General features: G+C 46.9%; 20 protein-coding genes, 1 tRNA gene and 1 pseudogene. 6 read left to right on the top strand and 16 right to left on the bottom strand.

Going from position 1 to position 25,182, the window contains the following annotated elements; genetic code table 11:
• Window positions 1-35: 35 nt before the first annotated feature.
• Entirely contained in the window at window positions 36-3,092 is a 3,057-nt protein-coding gene (locus tag VIM72_RS26180; protein WP_332005775.1) for a PVC-type heme-binding CxxCH protein, read from the bottom strand.
• Window positions 3,093-3,450: 358 nt separating this feature from the next.
• Here VIM72_RS26180 and VIM72_RS26175 point away from each other — a divergent pair, with 358 nt between their 5' ends.
• The gene (locus VIM72_RS26175) at window positions 3,451-4,293 is read left to right on the top strand and encodes an AraC family transcriptional regulator (protein WP_332005774.1); all 843 of its coding nucleotides are present in this window, start codon (window positions 3,451-3,453) and stop codon (window positions 4,291-4,293) included.
• 88 nt (window positions 4,294-4,381) lie between these two features.
• Window positions 4,382-5,281, top strand: a complete 900-nt coding sequence (locus tag VIM72_RS26170; RefSeq protein ID WP_332005773.1) for an NAD-dependent epimerase/dehydratase family protein — start codon at window positions 4,382-4,384, stop codon at window positions 5,279-5,281.
• A gap of 334 nt (window positions 5,282-5,615) precedes the next feature.
• On the opposite strand, the gene VIM72_RS26165 is transcribed toward VIM72_RS26170, so the two are convergent.
• Window positions 5,616-5,702: transfer RNA gene (locus tag VIM72_RS26165), tRNA-Leu, on the bottom strand.
• A 175-nt stretch (window positions 5,703-5,877) separates the two neighbouring features.
• Here VIM72_RS26165 and VIM72_RS26160 point away from each other — a divergent pair.
• On the top strand, window positions 5,878-7,098 hold the full coding sequence (locus tag VIM72_RS26160) for an NAD(P)-dependent oxidoreductase (RefSeq protein WP_332005772.1): 1,221 nt from the start codon (window positions 5,878-5,880) through the stop codon (window positions 7,096-7,098).
• Between the two features lie 8 nt (window positions 7,099-7,106).
• Here VIM72_RS26160 and VIM72_RS26155 read toward each other — a convergent pair whose 3' ends face one another.
• The 7 genes from VIM72_RS26155 to VIM72_RS26125 form a co-directional block, all read right to left on the bottom strand.
• The gene (locus VIM72_RS26155; protein WP_332005771.1) at window positions 7,107-7,628 is read right to left on the bottom strand and encodes a hypothetical protein; all 522 of its coding nucleotides are present in this window, start codon (window positions 7,626-7,628) and stop codon (window positions 7,107-7,109) included.
• 30 nt (window positions 7,629-7,658) lie between these two features.
• Window positions 7,659-8,048, bottom strand: a complete 390-nt coding sequence (locus VIM72_RS26150) for a hypothetical protein (protein WP_332005770.1) — start codon at window positions 8,046-8,048, stop codon at window positions 7,659-7,661.
• A gap of 68 nt (window positions 8,049-8,116) precedes the next feature.
• Window positions 8,117-10,912: a gliding motility-associated C-terminal domain-containing protein gene (locus VIM72_RS26145; RefSeq protein WP_332005769.1), complete on the bottom strand. Its 2,796-nt coding sequence runs from the start codon at window positions 10,910-10,912 to the stop codon at window positions 8,117-8,119.
• Between the two features lie 33 nt (window positions 10,913-10,945).
• Entirely contained in the window at window positions 10,946-11,668 is a 723-nt protein-coding gene (locus tag VIM72_RS26140; RefSeq protein WP_332005768.1) for a tRNA1(Val) (adenine(37)-N6)-methyltransferase, read from the bottom strand.
• A gap of 2 nt (window positions 11,669-11,670) precedes the next feature.
• Window positions 11,671-13,806, bottom strand: coding sequence for an alpha-L-fucosidase (locus tag VIM72_RS26135; RefSeq protein ID WP_332005767.1), 2,136 nt, complete (start codon window positions 13,804-13,806; stop codon window positions 11,671-11,673).
• Between the two features lie 177 nt (window positions 13,807-13,983).
• Window positions 13,984-14,988, bottom strand: a complete 1,005-nt coding sequence (tsaD, locus tag VIM72_RS26130; protein WP_332005766.1) for a tRNA (adenosine(37)-N6)-threonylcarbamoyltransferase complex transferase subunit TsaD — start codon at window positions 14,986-14,988, stop codon at window positions 13,984-13,986.
• A 79-nt stretch (window positions 14,989-15,067) separates the two neighbouring features.
• Window positions 15,068-16,321: an ABC transporter permease gene (locus VIM72_RS26125; protein ID WP_332005765.1), complete on the bottom strand. Its 1,254-nt coding sequence runs from the start codon at window positions 16,319-16,321 to the stop codon at window positions 15,068-15,070.
• Between the two features lie 102 nt (window positions 16,322-16,423).
• Between VIM72_RS26125 and VIM72_RS26120 the strand changes: the two genes are divergently transcribed.
• Window positions 16,424-18,007: a peptide chain release factor 3 gene (locus tag VIM72_RS26120; protein WP_332005764.1), complete on the top strand. Its 1,584-nt coding sequence runs from the start codon at window positions 16,424-16,426 to the stop codon at window positions 18,005-18,007.
• Window positions 18,008-18,421: 414 nt separating this feature from the next.
• On the opposite strand, the gene VIM72_RS26115 is transcribed toward VIM72_RS26120, so the two are convergent.
• From VIM72_RS26115 to VIM72_RS26105, 3 genes are all read right to left on the bottom strand, one after another.
• Window positions 18,422-18,919, bottom strand: coding sequence for a DUF6265 family protein (locus VIM72_RS26115; RefSeq protein ID WP_332005763.1), 498 nt, complete (start codon window positions 18,917-18,919; stop codon window positions 18,422-18,424).
• Complete coding sequence (locus tag VIM72_RS26110) at window positions 18,891-20,813, bottom strand: menaquinone biosynthesis decarboxylase (RefSeq protein ID WP_332005762.1); 1,923 nt, start codon at window positions 20,811-20,813, stop codon at window positions 18,891-18,893. The genes VIM72_RS26115 and VIM72_RS26110 overlap by 29 nt, the downstream gene beginning before the upstream one ends.
• 103 nt (window positions 20,814-20,916) lie before the next feature.
• Window positions 20,917-21,252, bottom strand: coding sequence for a hypothetical protein (locus VIM72_RS26105; RefSeq protein ID WP_332005761.1), 336 nt, complete (start codon window positions 21,250-21,252; stop codon window positions 20,917-20,919).
• Between the two features lie 180 nt (window positions 21,253-21,432).
• Between VIM72_RS26105 and VIM72_RS26100 the strand changes: the two genes are divergently transcribed.
• A complete protein-coding gene (locus VIM72_RS26100) occupies window positions 21,433-21,729 on the top strand; it encodes a hypothetical protein (protein WP_332005760.1) in 297 nt (98 codons plus the stop codon).
• A gap of 131 nt (window positions 21,730-21,860) precedes the next feature.
• Here the strand turns inward: VIM72_RS26100 and VIM72_RS26095 are convergent, their stop codons facing one another.
• The 3 genes from VIM72_RS26095 to VIM72_RS26085 all read right to left on the bottom strand — a co-directional run bounded on the left by VIM72_RS26095 (window position 21,861) and on the right by VIM72_RS26085 (window position 23,548).
• Window positions 21,861-22,688, bottom strand: a complete 828-nt coding sequence (locus tag VIM72_RS26095) for a DUF6089 family protein (protein WP_414649031.1) — start codon at window positions 22,686-22,688, stop codon at window positions 21,861-21,863.
• Window positions 22,689-22,895: 207 nt separating this feature from the next.
• Window positions 22,896-23,243: a DsrE family protein gene (locus tag VIM72_RS26090; protein ID WP_332005758.1), complete on the bottom strand. Its 348-nt coding sequence runs from the start codon at window positions 23,241-23,243 to the stop codon at window positions 22,896-22,898.
• 68 nt (window positions 23,244-23,311) lie between these two features.
• Window positions 23,312-23,548 carry a hypothetical protein gene (locus VIM72_RS26085; RefSeq protein WP_332005757.1) on the bottom strand — a complete coding sequence of 79 codons (237 nt, stop codon included), beginning with the start codon at window positions 23,546-23,548 and terminating at the stop codon, window positions 23,312-23,314.
• Window positions 23,549-24,004: 456 nt separating this feature from the next.
• On the opposite strand from VIM72_RS26085, the gene VIM72_RS26080 reads away from it, so the two are divergent.
• Window positions 24,005-24,925: an AraC family transcriptional regulator gene (locus VIM72_RS26080; protein ID WP_332005756.1), complete on the top strand. Its 921-nt coding sequence runs from the start codon at window positions 24,005-24,007 to the stop codon at window positions 24,923-24,925.
• Window positions 24,926-24,961: 36 nt separating this feature from the next.
• Here the strand turns inward: VIM72_RS26080 and VIM72_RS26075 are convergent.
• Window positions 24,962-25,182, bottom strand: a pseudogene (locus tag VIM72_RS26075) (glycoside hydrolase); the annotation flags it as partial.

The raw sequence follows: 25,182 nt of genomic DNA, 5'->3' as shown, positions 1-25,182 counted from the left end.
TGCCTTTTTACATCAGTTCTGCAACACCGGAGAAATCATTTTGCCACCGCGTGCCCCGCGCTGGTTAGCCCGGAAAGATACTCAACCAGCCCTACCAGCTCCGGCTGCGACATGGCATTCGCCAGTCCTGTTGGCATCAAAGACTGACCATATGGCTTCCTGGAAACGATGTCTGGTTTACGCAGTTTTATCGCCGTTCCGCCGACCATACGGAAGTCTATTTCATCTTTTGTTTCTCCTGCTATATACCCAAGGCGGCTGCTGCCATCTTTGACCTTAATCAGCACTCCCTCATAACCGAAACTGATACCGGCATCCGGATGCAGGATAGCGTCATAAATAGCCGCTTTATCCAGCTTACTACCGATCTCTGTGAGCGCAGGTCCGAAATTAACGCCTGTATTTCCAGCCAGGTGACAGCTGCTGCAATAAGTGCTGAATACTTTTTTTCCCACTGCCACATCCCCGTTCATGGTCACCAGCTGTGAAACAGGCGGCAGTTTGGTATCTTGACTCCCCGGCTCGTAATAGGCCAACGCGCTGGCTTTGATGTCCTGTCGCCATGTGTTCAGCAGCACCTTTTTAGCAGTGGTATCCAGGTCCGCAGGCAACGTCCCGCTTTTCACAATGCCCAGTAGCTGCTCGCTGCCATCCCAGCCATTGCCGAGCCTGTGCGTAGCTTCCGCGCGTAAGGGCAATGGATACTTTTTATTAATGATCATACCCGCCAGCAACTGCCGGCTTATTTTATCCTGGTTCGCGCCGATAGCGGATACAATAGCTAACGAAACAGCCGTATCTTTTTCCAGCGCCTGCATCACCAGCTGCCGGCCACCTGCGTTTAACAGGCATTTCATGGCCTGGCCTTTCAGCCTGTTTTTACCGTTTCCGGTGATGATTCTGAGCAGCGCCTCATTCTGATCACGACGCTCGTATTTGGTGACCAGTTCTATAAACGTTTCGGAGCCTTCTACTGCAGCAAGACTTTTCCCTAACATGATTTTCGTGGCAGGCGTCATTTTTAACGCCTTTTTGTCGACCAGCAGTAAGGCATAAGCATTGATAATATCCTGGTGAGCAGGATGGTGTTTTTCCAGCAACCCCAGTAGCACTGGCGTAGTGGCAGCTGCAGGATAAAAATCAAAGGCGCGGAAGTAACGCAGATGCTCTCGCGGATCTGCCGCCGGGTCTTCTATCAACTGCGCCAGCAAGGGCAGTGCGGCCGTTGCCCGGGCCCTCCATACAATATCCCTGCCGGCTGCAGTATTCCAGTTGCCACCGGTTTGCTGCATCCAGGCTGCAAAACAATTGTCCCAGTTACCATCCGCCGCAATACCCAGCGCTTCCAGGTACCAGCGATCTTTTCCATCGTATTGTTTTGCCAGCTGCGCCCAGGTGGTCGCAGCACCGGGCCAGCGGCTATGGCGTATAGCGATCAGCGCGGCGCTCCGCACCTGTGGAGAAGGATCATTTACAAGTCTGGCAACCAGTGGTCCCATTTCAACCCCCAGTTGCCTTGCGGCGCGGATACCTGTTATACGGATATCCTCGTCTTTATCGGTCATTGCTTTTTCAGCATAGGCAAGTCCCCTGCCCGGCAGCTTGGAGAGCAGCCACAATGCCCTGGCGCGGTAACGCGGATTTGCATCTTCATACATTTCCTGCAATGCTTTCTCCGCTGCCGTTCCCATGGTATGCAACTTAGTCCAGGCCAGGTATCTGGTAGAAAGATTCGGGCTTTTTAAAGCCGCTACAGCAGCTGCCGGCGTACTCATCACAGGTGGTTTGATATGATAGGATATACCGGGCGGGGCTATACGAAAAACACGTCCCTTGTCCAGGTCGCCCACCTGGTGGCCTCCCACGCCTGGGTCGTACCAATCGGCAATAAACAACGATCCGTCCGGAGCGATACATACGTCCGATGGCCGGAACCATTTATCCTGCCCGCTTTCCACTATATTTTCTATCCTGGCCGTGTAGCCTGCTCCTGCTTTGCTAACAGGATAGGAACGTACTACATTATGTCCGGGCTCCCCGTGGATCATCTGGTTGTGAAACACCTGCGGCAACAAATCGCCCTCATAAACCACCATCCCGGTAGGAGAACCTGAACCAGTTTGCAGCAGGTTAGGCACTACACCAGGATCGTTGAGGTGCCAGTGCCTGTAAGGGATCGAATCTTCCCGGTTAATCCGGTTGGCCTGCCAGCCAGCCCCGGTCATCTCATCTGTATAGCCATAGTTGCCGTATTCCATCACGTAATTGATACGAACAGCCCTGTTACCATCATCATCATTATCCGATTGCCATAAACCGCCAAAAGCATCCACCGCAACCTCGTAGTTGTTACGGAAATTATGCGCCAGCACTTCCAGTCCGCTGCCATCTATGTTGCACCGGAACACCATACCCTGGCGGTATGGCTTACCTTTATTCGCAATGATGTTGCCCTCGGAATCTTTAATCAGGTGGCCATTTTTATCAAGGATACTATCACCAGCATTGCCAAAGTTAAAATATAGCATACCATCCGGACCAAACGTAAAAGCGTGGATAGCATGATCATGCTGCACACCGCCAATTCCCCGGAAAAGCAACTCCTTCTTATCTGCCTTATCATCACCGTCTTCATCTGTAAACACGTATACATTCGGGCTACAGGATACAATGACTTTGTTCCCCAGCACACAAATGCCCAATGCTGCATTGATACAGGTATCCTGGTAAAAGACCTTTGCAGTATCTGCCTTTCCATCTTCATCCAGGTCTTCCAGTATGAGGATACGGTCGCCAAGCTGTTTATAGGGATGCCCGGGATTCAGCTGGTTACGATAGTTATACGCCTCTGTGATCCAGACCCTCCCCCTTTCATCAATGTCCATGTTGGTTGGATTGGTCATCATCGGCTCGCTGGCAAACAGGGTGGCGGTAAGACCTTCCCTGACCTTCAGGCCTTCAACCGCGTGAGCCGGCTGCCGCAGCTCCGCCTCGCTGAGTGTAACCGCCCCTGGTGGCGGTGTATGATGACAACCAGCTAACGCCAGTAACATCACATAATACCTTACTTTTTTAATAGAAAATATTTTCATACGTGGAATTATGCCGTTAAAATAATAAAAAGAAATCATCCACGAGATAAAATATCAATCTGACAATAATTAATTTAAAAAAGAAGACCGGCATTTATAATTGGAGAGTGCACCGGGCCCCATGCGTTGCCGCCAGGGCTTGTTGTAATGCAACTGCACAATATGCTCTCCTATCTCCTTCGTTGGCACTAATTTGAATCTGCCGGCCCACGCCTTATCAGTACCAAATAAGCCACCATCCACAAATATAACCGGATGGGGTAAGAAGGTGAGGATTTGTTGGCGTACATCAAAACCTTGCGGTACCTGCAAAGTTTTGAAAACTGATTTTATTAAATTTGTATACACACAATAGAAAATGAAACGACATATTTTTAGCCCCATTGATGTAAAGACATTCAGGACAGACTTTATCGACTGCAAGCCAGCATACAACACATTCTTTGAATTGGTTTTTGTGGAAAAAGGCAAAGGGTATAGAATATTGGACGATTTAAAACTGCCATTCAAAGAGAACGATTTCTTTCTCCATCTTCCAAATGAAAAAAATTCAATTCATTTGGAAGAAATGTCTGTTATACATTTTATTAAGTTCCAAAAGGTTTTATTCAGTCAAACGAAGCAAAGCGATTTTTCTGTTTCTGATTGGTTTACGAATATCGAATTTATACTGAACAGCAACCAGCAGAAACAACATACAATCATAAAAAACAAGCAAGAGCTTGATGCCATCAAAAACATTATCAATCTGCTTACCTATGAAAGCAACTTAGACGCCGTTGAAAAAACGATTAATTTAAAATCTCTATTGGTGATATTGCTGAACGTTGTAACAAGAAATATCCTGCCCCCAAATATTATACACAAAGACAATTCGCAACCGGATACTATACAGGACATCTTAAACTATATCCACCTCAATATTTGCGACCCTAAAAAATTATCAGTTAAGAATATTTCAAACCTGTTCTGTATATCAGAAAAGTATTTTAGTGAATACTTCCTGGCACACGCAGGGATTAGCTACAAACAATATGTTTTAGAATACAGGGTGAAGTCAGTCGAAACAAGATTGATGTACAGCAATCTTACCTTATCCCAAATCGCAGATGAATTGGGCTTTACAGATATAAGCCACCTGAATAAGACCTACAAGAATATACGGGGTATCTATCCCAGGGAAGTCCGTAAGAGTAACTAAGTCCTCTTTTTTTACCAATTATTCCTTTGGTATTACCAGGTACGCCCAAACAGGTATTGATACTTTTATAGTGTAAAAAATATACTATATGAAAACAGTATTTGTAACAGGAGTAACAGGGTATATAGGAGGGTCTGTTGCTATACAGCTTTTGAAAAAAGGCTATCAGGTTTCAGGGCTGATTAGAAAAAAAAGTGAGGAAACACAAGTTAAGGAACTTGGTATTGAACCTTTATTGGGCTCATTGGAGGAGGTTCACGCAATAGAAGAATATATCGACAGAGCCGATGCCGTTATTAATGTAGCGGATGCCGATAATTCGTTTTTTGTTGCCACAGCTTTGGAAAGGCTAAAAGGAACAGGCAAAACCTTTATCCATACAAGCGGTTCAAGCATCGTGGCTCACAGGGATAATGGAGAGAGGTCTGATAAAATCTATGACGAGGATATGGAGATAGATGCCGCTTTGGAAAAAATCGGGCGTATTGCCATAAATAAATCTGTCCTTGCCCATTCTTCACAAAATGTGAGAACTATTGTTATTGTACCTACAATGATTTACGGTCATGGCCTGGGTGTTAAAAAGGATAGCATTCAGGCACCTAAAATGGTTGAATTGGCAAAAGCCAAAGGCATAGGCACTCACATCGGCAAGGGAGAGAACATTTGGAGCAACGTCCATATACAAGACCTGGCAGCACTCTATGTATTGGCTTTAGAGAATGCCGAAGCAGGGTCTATTTTCTTTGCTGAAAATGGAAGTGCTTCATTTAAGGAAATTGCAGTAGCCATAAATAAACGGTTTAACTTCGGCGAAGAAACCGCAAGCATTGATATTGACGAGGCAATCAAACTTTGGAACCCGGAGGGTGCGCATTTCGCATTTGGCAGTAACAGCAGGGTAAAATCAGACAAGGCAAGAAAAATACTTGGCTGGGCACCAAAGTATAATTCATTATTGCATTTTTTAGAAACATTAGAGGAATAAGTAAATGTCTTCTAAAAGGTAGAAATGCCTGATTGATTGAAAAAGCCTGAGCAGGAAAGTAAAACTTTCTCTTTTATCAATGGGTCAATGGTGATGGTTCTTATCATTACCATTGTTTTTTTAAAGAGAATAACTGCAGCACAAAATGGTAGTTTGATCCTGGTGATTGTATTGTGAGAAGGTAATAATAGTTTAGTATACACGCTAACTAATAAAAAAGATATACAGACAGGTGCGCCAGGCAATACCGGGGCAGTAGCCAACAAAGGAACCATTAAATCTGACAAGCATACAAACAACAAAGGCTTGTAAGTAATTGACTTACAAGCCTTTATGGTGCCCAGAACAGGAATCGAACCTGCACTCCGTTGCCGAAACAAGATTTTGAGTCTAGCGCGTCTACCAATTCCGCCATCTGGGCAATCTTACTAATGAACTTTACCGCTTCGCTTGCGGGATGCAAATATAGAAACTCTTACCTAATCCACAAATAAATTTTACATTTTTGTATAACTTTTTTTCCATCCCCCCGTAAACAGGCCGTTTCAGCCAGGTGCCAATGATACGCAGTTCGCAAAAATACCCTACATTCAAAGATGGAAAACAAGATACATATCGGGCTTATCCGGGAAGAAAAACACCCGCATGACAACAGGGTGGCCTTTACTCCCAAACAATGCCAATGGATCATGCAACATTACCCCCAGGTGCAGATATTCGTACAGCCATCCCCGTTACGGTGCTATAAAGATGAAGAATACGAAAAAGCAGGCATCATCCTCCAGGAAGATTTGTCTCACTGCACCATACTGCTTGGCATTAAAGAAGTACCCGCTGATACACTGATTCCAGGGAAAACATACCTGTTCTTCAGCCATACCAAAAAGAAACAGCCGCATAACCAACATATGCTGCAAACTATCCTGGAAAAAGGGATCACACTGATAGATTATGAATGTCTTGTACATCCCGACGGGCAACGTATCCTGGGGTTTGGCTTTTTTGCAGGTATTGTGGGCGCCCATAACGGGCTTATGGCCTACGGGGAAAAAACAAAGGCCTTTCACTTCAAAAGGGTACATACCTGCCACGATTTCCAGGAACTGATCAACCATTACTTCGGGATCAAACTCCCGCCGTTGAAGATAGTGATCACCGGCTCCGGACGCGTGGCTGCTGGCGCCCTGGAAATAATGGGGCTACTCGGCATCAAATATCTTCCGCCGGAAGAATACCTGATCAACACTTACTCTTACCCGGTATATACCCAGCTGAAAGCAGGTGAGCTATACCTGCGGAAAGATGATAAAACATACAGCCGCGCCGACTTCCACGAGCATCCCGAAGCATACGAATGCCGCTTCCTGCCCTATGTTACAGCAAGCGATATTCTCATGAACGGGATTTACTGGGATAAGAAAATCCCTCCGCTCTTCCAGGCAGATGACCTGAAAAAAGATAACTTCCGTATTAAGGTCATCGCCGATATTACAGACGACACCAACGGCTCCGTTCCCTGTAACCTGGGCGACAGCACCATCGAAGATCCTGTATACGGTGTTACCAAAGACAAGATGGAACAAACCGCTCCCTATCTTCCGGAAACAATAGATATGATGTGCGTTAGCAACCTTCCTAATGAGCTACCAAGAGATGCGTCCCAGTACTTCGGAGATCAGCTGATGAAATATGTTTTTGATGAACTGCTGAAAGCGAACAGCGAAATAATCATCAATGCCACCATTACGGACAAAGGTCAGCTGACTTCCAGGTACAGTTATCTCGAAGACTATGCAAAGGCATATCCTCATAAATAACAGCCACCTTACAGCTTTATTTCAAATATAAGCCGGGAACCGGATCGTGAAACTGTAAACGGATGATTTTCTATAGCGGGCTCCGTTATGCTGATATAATAAGGGTTACAGATATTATCGGATTTCTCTTTCTTGTTAATATGAGAGAGCGTGATGCTACCTACATTGGTAATATCTACCTGGTATTTATACACCCCTTCTTTCGTGTCAGCAACAGGCATTACCAGCGCTCCATACAGAGGCGATCCGGTTTGCTTTACAATCACTCCTCCTTTCAGACCCGATGGCGCAGGGCTAATTGTTATGGCAGAAGTATCAATATTTTTTGATAACAGTATATTTTCTCCCGTTTCTTTATCCAGGAATATTAATGCTGCCTGGGCAGGCATTCCCTCACTAAGCACTCCTTCACAAGGGTTCTTTTGCGATGATTTTTTACATCCGGCGCCCAGGCTCACAGCCAGCAGTAATGTTAACGGCAGATAATATATTTTCTTTGTAAGGAAACTGAACAACTGTACTTTTTTCATAAAATGAGCTACTATTAAATACAGAAAAAATTATCTAGTTACAGGATGCCATTGTTTATTAAACTTTTCTACCTCCATTTTATCGGGGGCTGTAATGGCAACAATTTCCCCGGTGCCATTATTGGAAATAAAAAATTTTAATGGCCTGAATCCCTTTGCGCTTTCCCCGATTGCCTCGTAGTATAAGTCGCCGTTTTTTATGCGCCGGTCAAATTTAAAAAAAGAGGCGTATGGCGCCAAACCCAGTCGGTACACAGTTCCGGAGTCCGGATATATGCTGCTTGCCGCCGTTACAATAGTATAGGAGTTCCTGATAATAACAGGGTCTGGTCCGGGCAAACGGGATATCGCTTTTGTACTTTGTTTGTTACATGCAATCACGAGTGGAAACAACAATGAGTAAAAAAGTATCTTCTTCATAAATCAATCTAAGAAAATTTATAAAGCTGCGAAATAAAATATTAAGACAGATTATTTGCAAGGAAATATTACCGCAAAAGATTAACAGTACCCTTTAATTGTCTCTCTACCCCATTGATGTTTTTATAGCGGATAAAATAAACATATGCCCCAACCGGCTGCGCCTGGCCCTTATGCGTACCATCCCATCCCAGCATTATATCAGTCGTAGCAAATATCTCCACTCCCCAGCGATCAAATATCCTGAACTCCAGCAACACCTGGCCGTTCGGCTGACGAAGCCTGAATACATCATTCTGGCCATCTCCGTTAGGCGTGAAGGCAGTTGGAACATACAGGTCCACAGCACATTCCTTTGCCACTGTTTGCCGAACAACGGTACCACACTCATTGGAAACAGCCACCCTGTAAACACCCGGATAACGGATGATGTAAACATTTCCCTCTGCCCCATTCTCCCACTCATAGCTGTCGTATCCCGGAGTTAATGTGACCATAGCAGGCTGACCGGAAAATAGACACACTTCCGGATCAAGCCGCACCTGAGGCTTCTCTTTAACTGCCAGGTGTACAATAATAATACTGTCGCACCCTCCTGTGGTGAATAACGCGTTTACATAACGGTCTGCACTACGTACGCTCCTGCCATCCGGCAATGTATAACTTTCACCGTCACAAATGGTGTCATACTTCTCAATGTTATAGACAGGCATCACCGTAACCTGCGTCGTGATAATACTATCACAGCCATAATGGGAAATTAAGGATGATAAATATGTTCCTGAAACGCTTACCTGTCGCCCATCAGGTAACAAATAAGATTCCTTCTCACATATGGAAACTGCTTTGGTAATATGGTAATGAGGCTGTACCCGCAGATCAGTTATAATAATACTATCACATCCGTGGTAAGTGGTGAAGAGCGACGTATATTGCCCCGCATTGCTCACACTACGACCATCTGGCAGGCGGTAATTATCTCCTTCACAAATATTGATAATCTCTTTTATCTTATAAACAGGATTCACCACCAGGTTAGTGGTGATAATGCTGTCGCATCCATACGACGATATAAGCACTGTGCTGTAGGTCCCCGCAACGGTCACTGCTTTTCCATCTGGCAGCTGGTAAGTATCTCCCTGGCAAATGGCGGCATCTACCTTATAATCCTTTACCGGTACGTAAAGCGTTGTAGTGATAATGCTGTCGCAAAGCTGGTAGGTTTTGAGAGAAGATGTATAGGTACCGGAACTGTTTACCTTTCTTCCATCAGGCAACTGGTACTCATCCCCGCTGCAAATAGTGACCTTTTCTGTTAACCGGTAAACGGGTAATATCTTTAAAGTAGTAATAATAACACTGTCACAATCGTTTGTCAGCCTTTTCAGTATACTGGTATAGTCGCCTGCCGCAGTAACATTCCGGCCATCCGGTAATGTATACGTATCTCCGCTGCAAATGGCTTTTGTAACCCGTTCTTCAATGTTACTGCCCACATTGATCTCTTTTGTTTTTTCATCTGTACTGCATTGCGCCGTTACTTTTACCTTTACCGTATACTTTTTCCCCGTAGCATATGTATGGCGGGGCGAAAGATCAGTAGAGGTAGTTCCATCTCCAAAATCCCATAAAACGCTGCTTACACCTGTTTCATTAACCAGTTTAAAAAGAGGAGCGCCTCCGCAAATATCCGACACGGTAAAGTCGGCAGCAACGTAAAGAAAGCTATTTACAAACGTGGGGAACGACAATGATGTTCTGTGCCCCACGCCAGTGGGATCCATATCTATCGCATCCCGTTCAAAATTACAGCCAATTCCTCTTACCTCCGGCGCATGGATCATCCCCACATACCGGTAGCCGGCATTATATCCCCGCTCAAATCCCATGTAAATATTTCCATCCGGTCCCATCTGAAGCCCGCCCATCTGGATATCATCGGTACTGGTGACAATAGTTTGCTGTGAAGCGTTGATATCAGGCGCGGTCAGGTCATACTGGAATAATTTACTCCAATGCAGATGATTCATACTTACTACATACAACAGCCTGCCACTGAGTGTAAATTCAATGCCAAGCGGGAAAATGACATCAAGAGAAGCAAACGGCGGACTGATCACCCCTGTGCTGTTATCAAACTTCAACAGGTCCACCACGCTCATAGCACCCTGGGTGATGGATCCCAGGGAATGTACGATGGTTCCGCCGTCGGGCGAAAACTTAATATATCCGGTCTCCTCCCAACCTCCGGGATGAATTGCAGCGCCCACTGTAAATGTAGTGGGGGCAGATAACCCCGAAGGGGAAAGCAGGTATACGTGAAAAGTAGCGCCATTGGTTGAATGCGTTATTACCCAATAATCCCTGCCATTACAGTGCCGGGTGGCAGCCATCTTTTCCGTGCTTTCACTATTACTGAGTAATAGGGTATTCTTGGTGGAAGGAATAATATCTCCTTTACCATTATCGAGGGCCATATCCAGTATATTATAGCGAAAACCATTACCAGTCATAGTGGTAAAGAGGTAATATTGCCCCGGATGCCCCGGAAAAGGAACTGCAATTCCCGACTGTACGCTGGATGGATCTCCCATCAATCCTGTACCATTAGGCATAATCCCGTGCTGGGCATTCCATACCGTAGATCCTTCTGTGTAAAAAAGCAACTGGCCTGTGGCGCCATCACAGATAGTGGCTACCCCTTCGCGGGTATAGGTTTGTCCATCAGTAAGAACGGTGACTGGCTTAGTGTTGAAGTTTAACCCTGCATTATACCCGAAATACCAGATATTTATCTCTTTTTGGGCGTGTAAAAGGATAGGCAATAGTAAAAGCAACAAACAAATTCTGGCTACTCGAAGCATATCAGGATAAATAGAGTGCCAAAGTACGAAAAATCACAGATACAAATAATACGGCTCCAATAATTCTACAAACCCCGGCGTATATACCCGTTCCGCATCATACACGGAAAGTTCGCTCACCACCGTATTCCCCGGCTTCCTGGAAAAAATACCAACGGTCCGGAAAAAGCCATGCGTTACACTTTGCCGGATATACAACACCTGCTTCAGGTGAAGCCCTGCCAGCAGCGCCAATTCCCTGAAGCCTTCAAAAGCCGTATAGGGCAGTAGTACAGACAGCTCGCCGGAAACAGACAACTGCTGGTCTACCGCCGTGATCAGCTCCTGGTAACTCAGGTTGGTGGCGTGCATGGCCTGGTCTTTCCGGGCATGCCCGCTTTTCAGCGCATGCTCATAAAACGGTGGATTGCTGATAATAAAATCATACTTCACAGCGCCATCCATTTTTCGTATATCCTGCCGGGTTAGGGTTAGCCGGTGCGCCCAGGGAGAATCATCAAAATTTTGCATAGCCTGGAGCGCCGCGGCAGCATCCAGTTCCACCGCGGTTATTGCCCCGTCTACCTGTTGCGCCAACATAAGGCTCAGCAGCCCTGTGCCGGCGCCTAAATCCAGTATAGCCGGCGCCGTTATTTCATTATCTGCCAGGTATTGCGCCGTGAAAGCGCCTTGTATACAGGCATCTGTGCATACTTTCATGGCACAGTGCTCCTGGTGAACAGTAAACTGCTTGAACTTAAAAAATGTGTTTGCCATCTTTATTTTGAATCTAACACCAGTGCCAGGTTAGGCATCCGCAAATTACGATGTACAGATACCGGGTTGGCCTCCCTGATCACACAGTTTTCTACTTTGCCATTGCCCTTTATATGCACAGGCAACTGCTGTACGTATACTACCTGTGGTACATTGCGGTTGATGCCTGCTACTGCCTGCTTGGCGAAGCGGTTGTAATATTTGACTACCAATTGGTTCTTTCCTTCTTTAAGCGGTAACAGCACTGTTTCAGATTGCGTTCCGCCACGCTCAGGATTATTATGTAATATTTGTTCTTCTCCGTTCAGGTATACTGCAATTCCATCTCCGCTGTTAAAACCTACCAGGTAATCGCCCGCTTCCGGCGCGGTAATTTCCTGTAAAATATAACTGGCTACGCTCCTGTCGGCGGTTAAAGTAATGGGAGCATCATTTTTCCAGTCGCTGTGCAATGTCCATGCAGCATTATCTTTATCCGGCCATGGCTGTGCGGGATCAATGTTTTTCACGCTGCCATGCGTACCGTCAATACCCGACCAGAAAGGCCCTGTGCTGTACATCGGCCCCCATTGCAGGGATGCAGGATCATTTTTCAGTGTAGTAGCTACTCCTCCATCCAGCAATACTTCGCTGGTAACGCCATTCAGTGTGAGTGCAATGCGCCTTCCTTTCTCGGCATCGCTGTACACCAGTTGCAGGGCTGCCGGCTGCTGCGCAGTAAATGCCCATGATTCGCCCACTTCACTACGGTAATAACTCTCATAATCAATACCGGAGAAGCTGAATAACGGCGTGGCATTATGCCGGCTTAAACGGGTGGCATTACGCAGCAAGTGAACAGGCGTAATATCCACCGCTCCTTTAAAAGCAACGGCCAGCACCGGGATCTCTTTATCGGCCGGTTTGAAATCTGCCGGTAACCGGAGATAAGTGTTGTTATCTTTCAGGGAGATTTTTACCGGCAACTTCTTCCCGTTGCCCAGTAATGTAACCTGGCTGATCTTACTGGTCAGTCCTGGCAACACAATAGTGCCATGTTCCGGTTGCTGTAATAAATGCAGGTATAATTTCCCGGGTTTCGCGGTTACTTCCCCCCAGGCGAATGTAGTATCAAACGGGTTGGCAGAAGCTCCGTAAATGGCTTCCCCATTGAACTTCAGCCAGTCGCCATTGATCAGCAGCACTTCTTTTTCGAAGTCTACTACCGAGCCATCGCCACGGGGACCAATATTCAGCAGGTAGTTACCACCGCGACTAACCACTTTAATCAGCCCTTCCAGCTTCTCATGCGCTTTATCTTCAGCTTTGCCATGTTGCTGCCAGCTACGGTAGCCCCATGTTTCATCATATACAGATGCAGGCGTTTGCCAGGCGGAAGCGATCTTATAATCGGGGTACTGGTTATCTCCCATTACACAAAAATCACCGGCATCATTACCCAAACGTCCACTTACCATACAGCCCGGCTGCAGGCGATGCACAATATCTGCGAGGTCGCGGCTCTGCTGCGCTGTAAGCGATCCCATATCAAACCATATCTCGGATACAGGGCCATAGTTGGTCATCAGTTCTGTTACCTGCTTCTTATTAAACTCATGATGCTCCGGTGTAACAGGATCACTGTTGCTGCTGGAAATAGGATAAGCCTGCGGAAAATGCCAGTCGATCAACGAAAAGTACATCCCGAATTTCAGGCCATGCCGGCGGCAAGCGTCCGATAATTCCTTCAGCACATCCCGCTTGAAAGGTGTTGCATCCACCACGTTATAATCTGTATAAGCAGTATGGAACATACAAAAGCCATCGTGGTGTTTGGATGTCATCACCACCGATTTCATGCCCGCAGCCTTTGCCAGCAACACTATTGAGTCGGCATTCCAGTGCTCCGGGTGGAACTGTTTGGCAACGTCTCCATAAACATCACTGTAAATACCGGCGTGCGACTGTATCTGTTCACTGTATCCCCGGGTAACCGGCTTCCCTTCCCAAACGCCGCCCAGCGTGGAATAAATCGCACCCCAGTGGATGAACATCGAATACTTCTGATTCTTCCATTCTGTTTGAGCGGCTGGCGCCTGCGCAAACAATAACCGGCCCGTTATAACAAGGCCCAATAAAATAATAAAGCATTTCTTCATAGATAACCGGTAGTTATAATCCAATTAATCAGTATAATCAGCGTAATCCTGCTCCAGGACAATTTAAAATCACCGAAGGCGATTCCTCTGGTCATAAAGCTAAATCGATATACAGTTGGATGAGAATAGGATTTTAACAATTAGCAGTTCCTTTTTAGCCTGGCTTGTTAACGGAATTTAAAAGGCAGCTCTTGCTGTAGGTACCGCATCCAGTGATGCAAAATCACCTGCCAGGTATTTATAGTGGGCGGTAATCGCAATCATGCCCGCGTTATCTGTGCAATATTCGAACCTCGGAATAAAAGTACGCCACTGATATTTTTGCCCCCACTCCGTTAGTGCAGCACGCAAACCACTGTTGGCGCTCACGCCGCCGGCAATGGCAATATCCCGTATGCCCGTTTCTTCCGATGCCTTCAGCACCTTGTTCAGCAATATACTGATGATGCGATGCTGGATAGAAGCGCAGATATCGGGCAGGTTTTGGGAGATAAAAACCGGATCTTTCTGCTGGTTCTCCTGCAGGAAATAAAGGATGGCCGTTTTAAGCCCGCTGAAACTGAAATTCAGACCGGGGATCCGCGGCTCAGGGAATTTAAACCGGGCAGGATTACCGGTTTGAGCATACTTATCGATCAATGGGCCACCGGGGTAAGGCAATCCCAATATCTTGGCGCTTTTGTCGAAAGCTTCACCTGCAGCATCATCCAGCGTTTCGCCAATTACCCGCATACGCAGCGGGCTTTCACATAAAACGATCTGGGTATGACCACCTGACACGGTTAAGCATAAAAAAGGAAAATCCGGTTTGGGGTCATCAATCAGGTTAGCCAGCACATGCGCCTGCATATGATGCACGCCTATCAGGGGAATGTCCAGCGCCATTGCCATCGACTTGGCAAAGCAACTGCCTACCAGCAGGGAGCCGATCAGTCCGGGCGACTGTGTAAAGGCAATAGCGCTCAGCTCCTCCCGCTTCACTCCCGCCGTTCTCAGGGCGATATCCACCACCGGCACAATATTCTCCTGGTGTGCACGGGAAGCCAGTTCCGGCACCACGCCCCCGTATTGTTCATGCACTTTCTGGCCTGCAATATGATTGGATAATACCTTCCCGTCTACGATCACTGCTGCTCCTGTATCATCACAGGACGACTCTATAGCTAATATTTTAACCGACATAAGGAACAAAATTAATAAAAAAGGCGGGAAAACCCCGCCTGTGCAACAGCCCCGCTGTTACCATTATTTCAAGCCCTGCTTAGTTGCTCCGGATGGCTACCACCGGATCCAGCTTACTGGCCGTATACGCCGGGATAAAACCAGCCAGCAACCCTACCAGGGCGGAGATGCTCAGCCCGAATATAACAGATCCCGCAGAAAGTATCATCTCAAAAGTACCCGACAGGTTAATAATCACTGTAAGCAGGTATACCAGCAGCAATCCAAAGGTTCCTCCCAGTAAGCACAGGCTCACCGCTTCCAGCAGGAATTCCATCAGGATAATCCCCCGCCGCGCTCCTATGGCCTTCTTCAGCCCGATGATATTGGTACGTTCCTTTACGGTTACAAACATAATATTGGCAATCCCAAAAGCCCCCACTATCAGGGCAAACACCGCTATCAGGCCTCCCCCCATATTGATGGCGGCAAACATGGCGTTCAGGCTGTCGTTGGCCGTACTGATCTCATTCAGCGAAAAATCATCCTCCTCTTTTGGCCTTAACCGGTGACTGGCACGCACCACTCCTCTCAGCTCGTCTTTCAGCTGATCCATACTTACATTGGGTTTCGCCTTAATGAGGATATACGGGTCCGCAAAACGGCGCTCATCCACCACTGTGCGGGCAAACCGGTATGGCAGGATGATGGCATTATCATACCCGATCCCGCCAATCATGCTCTCTCCTTTCTTCTTCAGCAACCCTATCACCTTCACATCCCTGCCGGCAACTTTCACCACCTTGCCCATAGCCGCTTCCGGCGAAGGAAAAAGCCCGTCCCATATGGTAAAGCCCAGGATGGCCACATTTGCGCCGCTGTTACTTTCGCTGTTGGCAAAAAAACGGCCGTCCAGGATCTGCAAGGTCTGTATCTGGTCAAAATCATTGGTCACCGCCATCATCGTCACCCCATCCATATAATCATCTCCATACTCCACTTTTTTATTGCCCGATTCAAAGTTGAAGGATGCAAAACTGGCGCTCTGCACCTTGTCCTGGATAGGTTTAAGATCTTTATACTCCGGCTCCGGGCGGTTCATATATTTCCACCAGGGATACTCGCTGTTGCCGCCCCAGGGCCACTTCTGCATATACACCACATCATCGCCCAGGTCAGCCAGATCCTTCCTGATATTATGCTCCAGGCTACCGGTAAGCGTAAATACCGCGATGATACAAAAGATGCCAATGGTAATCCCAAACAACGATAAAAATGTGCGCAATTTATTCACCCGCAGCTCCTGCATCGCCATTTTGAAACTATTCCATAATATTTTAAGGGTCGCTATCATATTTCAAATTTAGCGGATTTATCGGCACGGGCAGCGCCAATAAACACGAAATATAGCCGGACAAAAAATTTAGTTACCTTTGCTGCCATTTTTCGGATATATATGAAGTACGCTAACGAAATCAGTAAAAGAAAATCCTTTGCTATCATCGCTCACCCGGATGCCGGTAAAACTACGCTGACAGAGAAATTCCTCCTGTTCGGCGGAGCTATTCAAACAGCCGGTGCGGTGAAATCAAATAAAATAAAGAAACATACCACTTCGGATTTCATGGAAATTGAAAGACAAAGAGGTATCTCCGTAGCTACTTCCGTAATGACCTTCGAATACCGCGATATCCTGGTGAACCTCCTGGATACCCCCGGCCACAAAGACTTTGCGGAAGATACCTACCGTACGCTTACGGCGGTAGACAGTGTGGTACTGGTGATCGACTGTGTGAAAGGGGTGGAAGAACAAACAGAAAGACTCATGGAAGTATGCCGCATGCGCGATACGCCTGTGATCATCTTCGTGAACAAAATGGACCGCGACGGTAAATATCCTTTCGATCTGCTGGATGAACTGGAAGAAAAACTCAATATCCGTGTAAGGCCCCTCAGCTGGCCTATAAATATGGGTAGCGACTTTAAAGGCGTTTACAACCTGTACGATAAAAGCCTGGTATCTTTCTTACCCAATAAGAAAGCCACCGATGAGGATGTAGTGCCGCTTACAGATCTCAGCAGCAGCTACCTCGACGAACACTTCAGCGAAAAAGACGCCGCCCAGCTGCGTGGCGACGTAGAGCTGATCGAAGGCGTGTACGATGCCTTTAACCGGGAAGACTACCTGGCGGGTAAACTGGCTCCTGTTTTCTTTGGCAGCGCTGTGAATAATTTCGGAGTGAAAGACCTGCTCGATACCTTCGTGGACATCGCTCCCATTCCGCGTAACCGCACGGCTACCACACGTGAAATAGACGTGAACGAAGATAAATTCAGCGGGTTTGTATTTAAGATCCACGCCAACCTCGATCCACGCCACCGCGATCGTATCGCCTTCCTCCGTGTTTGCTCCGGCAAGTTTGAAAGGAATAAGTTCTATCACCATGTTCGTTTAGACAAAGACGTTAGGTTCAGCAACCCTTACAGCTTCCTGGCCCGTGAAAAGAACGTGGTAGACGACGCCTTTCCGGGCGATGTGGTAGGCCTGTTCGATACCGGCAACTTTAAGATCGGCGATACCCTTACTGAAGGTGAAAACTTTTACATCACCGGCATCCCAAGCTTCTCGCCGGAACTGTTCAAGGAACTGGTAAATAAAGACCCGCTGAAAACAAAACAACTGGAAAAAGGTATCCGCCAGCTTACAGACGAAGGCGTAGCGCAGCTCTTTACCCAACACGGCGGCAACCGTAAGATCATCGGCTGTGTGGGCGACCTCCAGTTTGAAGTGATCCAGTACCGCCTGCTCCAGGAGTATGGCGCCGCCTGCCAGTTCAATACCCTGCCTTTCTATAAGGCCTGCTGGCTCACCGGTCCTAAAAACAAAATCGAGGAATTCACCCGCTTTAAATCTTCCAATATCGTGGAAGATAAAGACGGACACCTGGTGTACCTGGCCCAGTCGGAATGGTACCTGAATACAGAACGCACCAACAACCCGGATATCCAGTTCAACTTTACTTCGGAGATCCATAAGTAGGGCGCGCCTTCGGCGCTTTAAATTGTCTTGGAGCAGGATTAGGATGATTATACTGATTTAGATGATTTTCCTGCGTTTTGCACCAATATTTTTTAGGGAGATAGAAGCGAATATATATTTGCTGCTGTCTCCCTTCTTTTTTTCATCTCTCAAAAAAATCAAAACAAAACGCAGGAAAATCATCTAAATCAGTATAATCATCCTAATCCTGCTCCAAGACAATTTAAAAGCGCCGAAGGCGCGCAAAAAAAAGCCGCTTCCCGTGAACAGGCGCGGCATTACTTGTACGACCAACTCAAATTATTGCTTTATTGAGAATATTCTGGTGCTGTGTATGTGTGTCATACAAAAATAGGCACAGCCATCCGCTCCGCTTTGTCGAAGCGGGAAAATGATTTACGCAATCGGGAATCTTTAATCGGGTGAGATAGAATACTGGAAGATGTACTCCTCTATAGTGCCGTCCCGTACGCCTTCTACGCGGGCATCCAGGTGTTTTGCATCTTTAAAACGGTAGGTGATCTTTTTAGGAAAATCGTTGTTGAGGTCTTCAGCTACAAAACCGATGGCTTTTAATACCCTTAACCGGAGATGTATGGTAGCTGGTTTGTCCTGTCCTTCATAGGCCGGGATATAAAAGATGTCGGCACCTCTTCGTACCAGCTGCATGGATTGCTGCAAAGCGCTGTCTGCTCCCACTACCCGCCAGGTTTTCCCTGTCCAGGTAGAATCGTTGCTCCTGCTCCAGGTTTCCACGATGGTGCTTTTTCGGGTATTCATTTTCCAGGTGCCCTCCAGCTTATCCAGGAAACGGAAATCGGCAGGATTCACCTGGCCGGCAGTTTGCAGGCTGCCGGCCAGTAACAGGATCAGCAGCAGGTAACTACTGCTGTACCACCGCTTCTTCGCCATAGATCTGCTGTTTATATTTAAGAGAAGGAGAAGTGAGTAAAGGCCCCATGCCTAATTCCGGCCATTTGGTATCCACTTTCCGGATAGTAGTATCATCTGCAACAATGATGTTGGGCCAGTCGCGCTCAAAATTGTCCAGCAGCCTGGTTTTGAGAGTGCCGTCCATACCAATGCCGCCTGCATACCTGCCGGGTTCAGCAGTAGGTACGCGAACAATAAAACTATCCCGCTTAGGGTCCAGGTTATTGCAGAAACGCCATAATGCGGAGGCCAGGTCGCTTACATCCACTGTATGCTCCACGAAGAGGATCATTTTAACACCGGCCAGTGCGGGTAATGTGTACAGTTGTTCATTCAGCTCACGTACATGCGAAGGACGCGCTTTTTCTACCGCTACCAGTATGCAGGAAATATCCAGCTGGAGCAGGGAAGCATTAATGCCTTTGATTTCAGGGAACTGCTGCATGATGGCCGCCGTATCTATCTGCCGGGGTGCAGGAACGGTTATAAAAGCCGTATCCTGTTCCTCTTCATACTTACGGGTACCATCAATGCACATTTTACCGCCAAAGCCCATTTTGGAGCAGGAATGATCCAGTACATCCATTGGTCCCTGGCTCAGGTATATGTCGGTAGCCGGGTTCAGGTGTTGGAAGACATATTGCGCCAGCTGTTTGTAATCATTGATCTTTGTGCCGTCGTCTGTTACTACCAGGATCTTGTTAAACATCATCTGGCCTGCGCCCCACATGGCGTTCATTACCTTCTGGGCCTGACCGGCATAGTCTTTTTTTATCTGTGCAATCACCAGGTTATGGAACACGCCTTCCACCGGCATTTCCATATCAATGATTTCAGGAACCAGGGTCATTTTAATAGGCGCCAGGAAAATACGTTCAGTGGCTTTACCTATCCAGGCATCTTCCTGTGGCGGAATGCCTACTATCGTCGACGGGTATACGGCATCTTTACGGTGCGTGATAGCCGTTACGTGAAACCGGGGGTACCAATCGGCCAGCGAATAATAACCGGTATGATCCCCGAAAGGTCCTTCCCATATGAGGTCTTCCGCAGGTTCCACATAACCTTCAATCACAAAATCGGCATCTGCCGGTACTTCTATTTCCGGCTGGGAGATACATTTTACCAGTTCTACTTTCTTTTTACGGAGAAAGCCGGCCAGCATGTATTCATCCACATTTTCCGGGAGCGGCGCAGTAGCGGAATAGGTGTAAACCGGGTCTCCGCCCAGCACTACGGCAACGGGCATACGCTTGTTAAGCTTCTTGTATTCCATGAAGTGTTTGGCAGATACCTTGTGTTTATGCCAGTGCATACCGGTCATATCTTTTTCAAATACCTGCATGCGGTACATCCCTACGTTACGGGTGCCGGTAAGCGGGTCTTTCGTGTGAATCACCGGAAGGGTGATGAACGGCCCGCCATCTTTAGGCCAGCAGGTAAGCACCGGCAGTTTGCTGAGATCGGGATCGGCCATTACTACTTCCTGGCAACTACCTTTACCGCTTACTACTTTAGGCATCCAGGAGGCAAATTGTCCGAGCTTAGGCAGCAGGGCCAGTTTATCGAGTATACTTTCCTTGGGTTTGGATAATAGTTTAAAGAGATTTTCAATTTCACCGGCTACATCGTCCAGTTCATTTACGCCCAATGCCAGGCACATACGGCGGTAGCTGCCCATGGAGTTGATCAGTACGGGGAAATCAGTACCGGTATTTTCAAACAGCAGGGCTTTGCCTCCATCCGGCGATTTGCTCACCCTGTCGGTGATTTCAGCGATTTCCAGTTTAGGGTCCACATAAGTTTTTATGCGTACCAGTTCTCCTGCCTGTTCCAGCGTATCTATAAAGTGTCTGAGATGTTTATATGCCATGTTGATCTTATTACCAATCAACAAAAGTAACCATCCCGCACCGCAATAAAAAATGCCCCCCATTTAAAAATGGGAGGCATCTCATTTATTCCATTTTCAGTTATCAGTTCACTATGGTAACACCCGCGTGGAATACGGCTCTTGGCCTGGATGGGTAGTAGCGGACCGGCGCCGGTACAGGTACCGGAACAGGTACTACAGCCGGGTAAGCCGGATAATACGCTGGTCTTGCATATACCACCCGTGGCCGGCGGTAGCAATCATCGTAATATCTGTCGCGTACATACACTCTTCTTGGGCGCTCGCATCTTTCCCAGCGGTCATCATCCCAACGGTCATGTCCACGTCCGTGTCCATATCCATGGCCGCGTCCCCTTTGTGCATACGTGGTGAGCACAGTGCCGCCAATAAGCAGCATCAACAGCAGTACTTTTTTCATTTTTTTTGGTTTTTAGTTCAAGATCGGTTGGCAAATAAAAGTTGTGGTGTGTTATTTATTTTCAGCCCGTATACGGGGTAAAGAAGGCATCAGTAACAACATAAACTGATTTCGGATATTCCATAAAAGTATACCTGCGAGGCTTATGCCGTTTCTTATAATGCTTTTTATAATGATGCCGTGGATGTGGCGGAGCCGGTGGCCGGTGATGCGGAGGCCTTGGTGGCCTGGGCAGCCCTGGCGGCAAAGGCGGCGCCGGCGGATGTGGTAAATGTGCCGGTGCCGGTGGTCTCGGTGGCAGTGGTGGTGCAGGTGGCCGGTGCTGCGCGGAAACGCTCATGGCGCCTGTTATCAACATCACGGAAGCTATATTTAAAAACTTCTTCATGGCACTTCTTTTTCGTTAGCAGAACAGGCAGTGGCGCACCAACTTATTTTTTGCGGCTGTTGTTTCATTACTCTCTCCGCGATTTGTGATACTGCGATCCGCCATAAGCTGGTGGCTGCATTATACCTGTTTGAACTCATAAATTCAACAACTATGCCAATAAAAAATCCCGGCGGTATGCCGGGATTTAAACTATCATTAAAACCTGATTATTAATCCATTATGGTCTCAGTATCGGACAGCGGGTAGCCTTTGGTTTACCCCAGCCGCTACCGCCACCCAAACGGTAGGTAATGGTAAAACCGGAGAATGCGTACCAGTCTTTATGTTTATCAGAACCACGTATGGTGCCATCCGCAGGATAGGTTCCAGGCGCCACTTTACCGGTTACTTCATCGCCACGGTAAGCCATATCCACCGATTTCTGACCACGATAGGTAAGCAAGGTGTTCTGGTCTACATAATTAGTGCTCAGGTCATCCAGGTAATCTGTTGTAGTAGGACGAAGCCCTATTTCAAATCCAAGGGTCCATTTTTCATTGATATTGGCCTTTACACCAGCGCCAAAAGGAAAAGAGAAGGAAAACAGGTCGTAAGGCTGGCGGTTGGGATACTGCGGTAATCCCTGCCCCTCAGTGCCCAGGGGACGAAGCCGTACCCGGTTGCCCGACTGGTCTTTCGCGGTAGGGTCAAAGCCAAAACCACCCACTCCCACAAATACAAATGGGGTGAACCCTTTTTCATCGAGGTCAAAAAAGTTGATTTCACCAATCAGGCTACCTTCAAATACGTTGGAGCGGAAACTCAGGTTACGGGCTACCAGGTCTTTTTGCGTATTGGTGCTATCGGCCCCGGTGGCAATTCCCCAGGTAAAAGCTGCACGGATAGTAAGGTAACGGTTAATGTCTTTTCTTACCAGCAGCCCCAGTGCAGGTCGGGTATATTTCATATCCACCCGTTGCTGGGTAAGATCCCCGCTGTAATTGGTAATACCTGCAAAAGCGCCGACATGCCAGTCCTGCGCAAAGGTAAAAAAGGGAACTGCCATGAATAACAACAGTATTCCGGTAGATTTGGAGAATTTCAATGTATTTAAGTTTAAGAGGTTAGTCCTATTTAATCGTGCATCCATTTAACGTTATTACCGCAATTTTTATTTGGTGCCTCCCCTCAAACTTTCTGCTTCATTCCCGGCACAACTACTATAAAAATGTAAAAATAAACTAATAAACCAATTAACTCATAAACAATTAAACTAACATCTTATATAAGCCCATCCCTGGTGCTGCCTTTCCACCAGGTGCGCAATGGCCGCAGGTACCACCTCCACAAAGGGAAACAATTGCTGCACCGCCAACTCACGGCCGTTCAGGGTATTCTGGCAGATAAGGAAACGGACGGACCGGCCATGTAATGCGGTTACCTTTTCGGGGAAAGGATGCCCTTCTGCCAGCAGCAGGTTCCAGGCATGACCATGCACTACCACTTCCACGGCTATACGTGTTTCACGTTCACCGGTATAATTAAGGAGATTATTAATTTGCCCAAGCATAGATAACTGGGCATGCTGCTCACCGGATGTGATCTGAAAAACTACCTGCATGCCGACAAACCTAACTAAATATTGGCAAAACCGGAAGTAATGGCATCAATACAAGGTGGATGTTATTATCAGCGATGATCCTCTTTTTGTTTTTCTTTTTGCAGCTCGCATTGCAGTTTCCGCAGCTTCTCCTCCAGCCTGCAGTATCTTTCCTTCGCCTCACGCAGCTGGAATAATAGAGAAGCTTCTTTCTGTTCCTGCTTCACAAGATTAACATTCGCTGCCCGAAGAGCCTTGAAATGGTGGAACAATATCGTCCAGCCCAATAACAACAATAAAGCTAAAACAATGATGACGGCTACCATAAAATAAAAGGTTAAACTTCCCTGTGCCAACTATGCTGAACTACCGGACAATGGCGTTGCGAACGGCCGCAACTCCATAACAGGATTGATAGGACAAAATGACTTTAATGGTTAATAATCCCTTTGATTGGCCTGACTGATGGTGTATACATGACACGACCACCAAAGTTATTCATTCCTGCACTTAACGGTTTGTCCATTTTAGCTTTTTTTGATTTTTTCTTCTTTCTAAAGCCCCGTTCCCTGTAGCATTTTTCTATATATTAAAAACATTTATTCTAAATACACGTCCTATCATTTTGAAAATCAACAACATAAAATGATCCAAAAATTTACTTTCCGGGAAACCATAAAAAAATTAAATTAGGCATCATATTTCGCGTAATTATCTTCTGACACAGGACTTAGATCAGCACACCGGATCCGATGAAAATCAACTAAAATCCCTCATATTGTATGGCCGCCCTACTGACCAAAGAACAACTCGAAAATTTTGCTTTACAGGGATTATCTTATGCAGATGATCATGTGAGTGATCCCTTTAACATCAAAGACGTGGCCGAGCGCCTCGGTATCTCTTATTCCTATTTCTATCACACCTTTGCGAACTACATGGGAGAACCATTCTGGCACTATGTAAAACGGCACCGCCTGGAACTGGGCGCTGGCCTGCTACGCCATAGCGGTTATAACATCAGCGAAATAAGCGAGTATTGCGGATATGCTACTACCGCCGCTTTCAGCAAGGCATTCAAGCTGCACTTCAGGGAAAGCCCAAAGGATTTCCGCCGCATCATCATCCTGCCTAATGAAAACAGGACGCTCGAGATCACTAAAACCATCACCAACGCATTGGGCAACGAGGCATTCCATGAACTGTTCAACTACGATCGCTGTGAAAAGATCAGGATGCCGGACAGCGTCCTCTACTACTCCTTCATCTCCCGGGGCCATGACCCTATCGCGGAAATGATTGCCAGGATGAACTTCTACCATAACCTGTTCAAAAAGATGCAGACATTGTACGATCTGCCACAAAGCAGGATCATTACAGGCACACTCGACGCGGTACCCGTTACCAATTATGAAAAACTATCCATGTTTGCCGGGCTGCTGATCCCTGTATCGGCCATTGGCGCACATATCCAGCTGCAAAAGAATCACGCCTATCTCGCCACAAAACGGATAGCAGGCGGCAATTATCTCAAACTGCCGGTGCCCATGGACTTTGCCACCGCCGGTATGCCCATGTACAACTTTATCAGTACCAACTGTAAGGAAGGCGTATTCAAAATGAGCGGGAATCACTTCTTTATTTCGCTCGACGGGCCCAAATATTCTGAAATATTTATCCCGCTGCTCAAAAAACATTATTAAAAAGAAGGGAATAACCAGGCTGTTATTCCCTTTCCCCTATTTGGTAAATATTGCCCGGAAACAATTGGCGCTTGTATTCGTCGTATCTTTCTGCGGTTTGCCCGTTCCATAAAATTCATCCAGGAAACCGGCGGCGTCCGTCCATACGGTTTGCATCATTCCACGGAAACGCGGTTTCATTTCTTTGGTGGCACTGGCACGGTAATCATACATATCTTCCAATTGCTGCTTTGCATTGGCGGGCATTCTCCACGGAC

The sequence above is a fragment of the Chitinophaga sp. genome (assembly GCF_036569185.1).
GTDB lineage: Bacteria > Bacteroidota > Bacteroidia > Chitinophagales > Chitinophagaceae > Chitinophaga.
The sequence above is the reverse complement of the archived record's forward strand: the minus strand, read 5'-3'. Positions and strand labels throughout refer to the sequence as shown.

What these genes read in the sequence shown, in the direction of transcription:
- VIM72_RS26180 (WP_332005775.1), bottom strand. Translation starts at nt 3,092, where the DNA reads ATGAAAATATTTTCTATTAAAAAAGTAAGGTATTATGTGATGTTACTG.
- VIM72_RS26175 (WP_332005774.1), top strand. Translation starts at nt 3,451, where the DNA reads ATGAAACGACATATTTTTAGCCCCATTGATGTAAAGACATTCAGGACA.
- VIM72_RS26170 (WP_332005773.1), top strand. Translation starts at nt 4,382, where the DNA reads ATGAAAACAGTATTTGTAACAGGAGTAACAGGGTATATAGGAGGGTCT.
- VIM72_RS26160 (WP_332005772.1), top strand. Translation starts at nt 5,878, where the DNA reads ATGGAAAACAAGATACATATCGGGCTTATCCGGGAAGAAAAACACCCG.
- VIM72_RS26155 (WP_332005771.1), bottom strand. Translation starts at nt 7,628, where the DNA reads ATGAAAAAAGTACAGTTGTTCAGTTTCCTTACAAAGAAAATATATTAT.
- VIM72_RS26150 (WP_332005770.1), bottom strand. Translation starts at nt 8,048, where the DNA reads ATGAAGAAGATACTTTTTTACTCATTGTTGTTTCCACTCGTGATTGCA.
- VIM72_RS26145 (WP_332005769.1), bottom strand. Translation starts at nt 10,912, where the DNA reads ATGCTTCGAGTAGCCAGAATTTGTTTGTTGCTTTTACTATTGCCTATC.
- VIM72_RS26140 (WP_332005768.1), bottom strand. Translation starts at nt 11,668, where the DNA reads ATGGCAAACACATTTTTTAAGTTCAAGCAGTTTACTGTTCACCAGGAG.
- VIM72_RS26135 (WP_332005767.1), bottom strand. Translation starts at nt 13,806, where the DNA reads ATGAAGAAATGCTTTATTATTTTATTGGGCCTTGTTATAACGGGCCGG.
- tsaD (WP_332005766.1), bottom strand. Translation starts at nt 14,988, where the DNA reads ATGTCGGTTAAAATATTAGCTATAGAGTCGTCCTGTGATGATACAGGA.
- VIM72_RS26125 (WP_332005765.1), bottom strand. Translation starts at nt 16,321, where the DNA reads ATGATAGCGACCCTTAAAATATTATGGAATAGTTTCAAAATGGCGATG.
- VIM72_RS26120 (WP_332005764.1), top strand. Translation starts at nt 16,424, where the DNA reads ATGAAGTACGCTAACGAAATCAGTAAAAGAAAATCCTTTGCTATCATC.
- VIM72_RS26115 (WP_332005763.1), bottom strand. Translation starts at nt 18,919, where the DNA reads ATGGCGAAGAAGCGGTGGTACAGCAGTAGTTACCTGCTGCTGATCCTG.
- VIM72_RS26110 (WP_332005762.1), bottom strand. Translation starts at nt 20,813, where the DNA reads ATGGCATATAAACATCTCAGACACTTTATAGATACGCTGGAACAGGCA.
- VIM72_RS26105 (WP_332005761.1), bottom strand. Translation starts at nt 21,252, where the DNA reads ATGAAAAAAGTACTGCTGTTGATGCTGCTTATTGGCGGCACTGTGCTC.
- VIM72_RS26095 (WP_414649031.1), bottom strand. Translation starts at nt 22,688, where the DNA reads ATGGCAGTTCCCTTTTTTACCTTTGCGCAGGACTGGCATGTCGGCGCT.
- VIM72_RS26090 (WP_332005758.1), bottom strand. Translation starts at nt 23,243, where the DNA reads ATGCAGGTAGTTTTTCAGATCACATCCGGTGAGCAGCATGCCCAGTTA.
- VIM72_RS26085 (WP_332005757.1), bottom strand. Translation starts at nt 23,548, where the DNA reads ATGGTAGCCGTCATCATTGTTTTAGCTTTATTGTTGTTATTGGGCTGG.
- VIM72_RS26080 (WP_332005756.1), top strand. Translation starts at nt 24,005, where the DNA reads ATGGCCGCCCTACTGACCAAAGAACAACTCGAAAATTTTGCTTTACAG.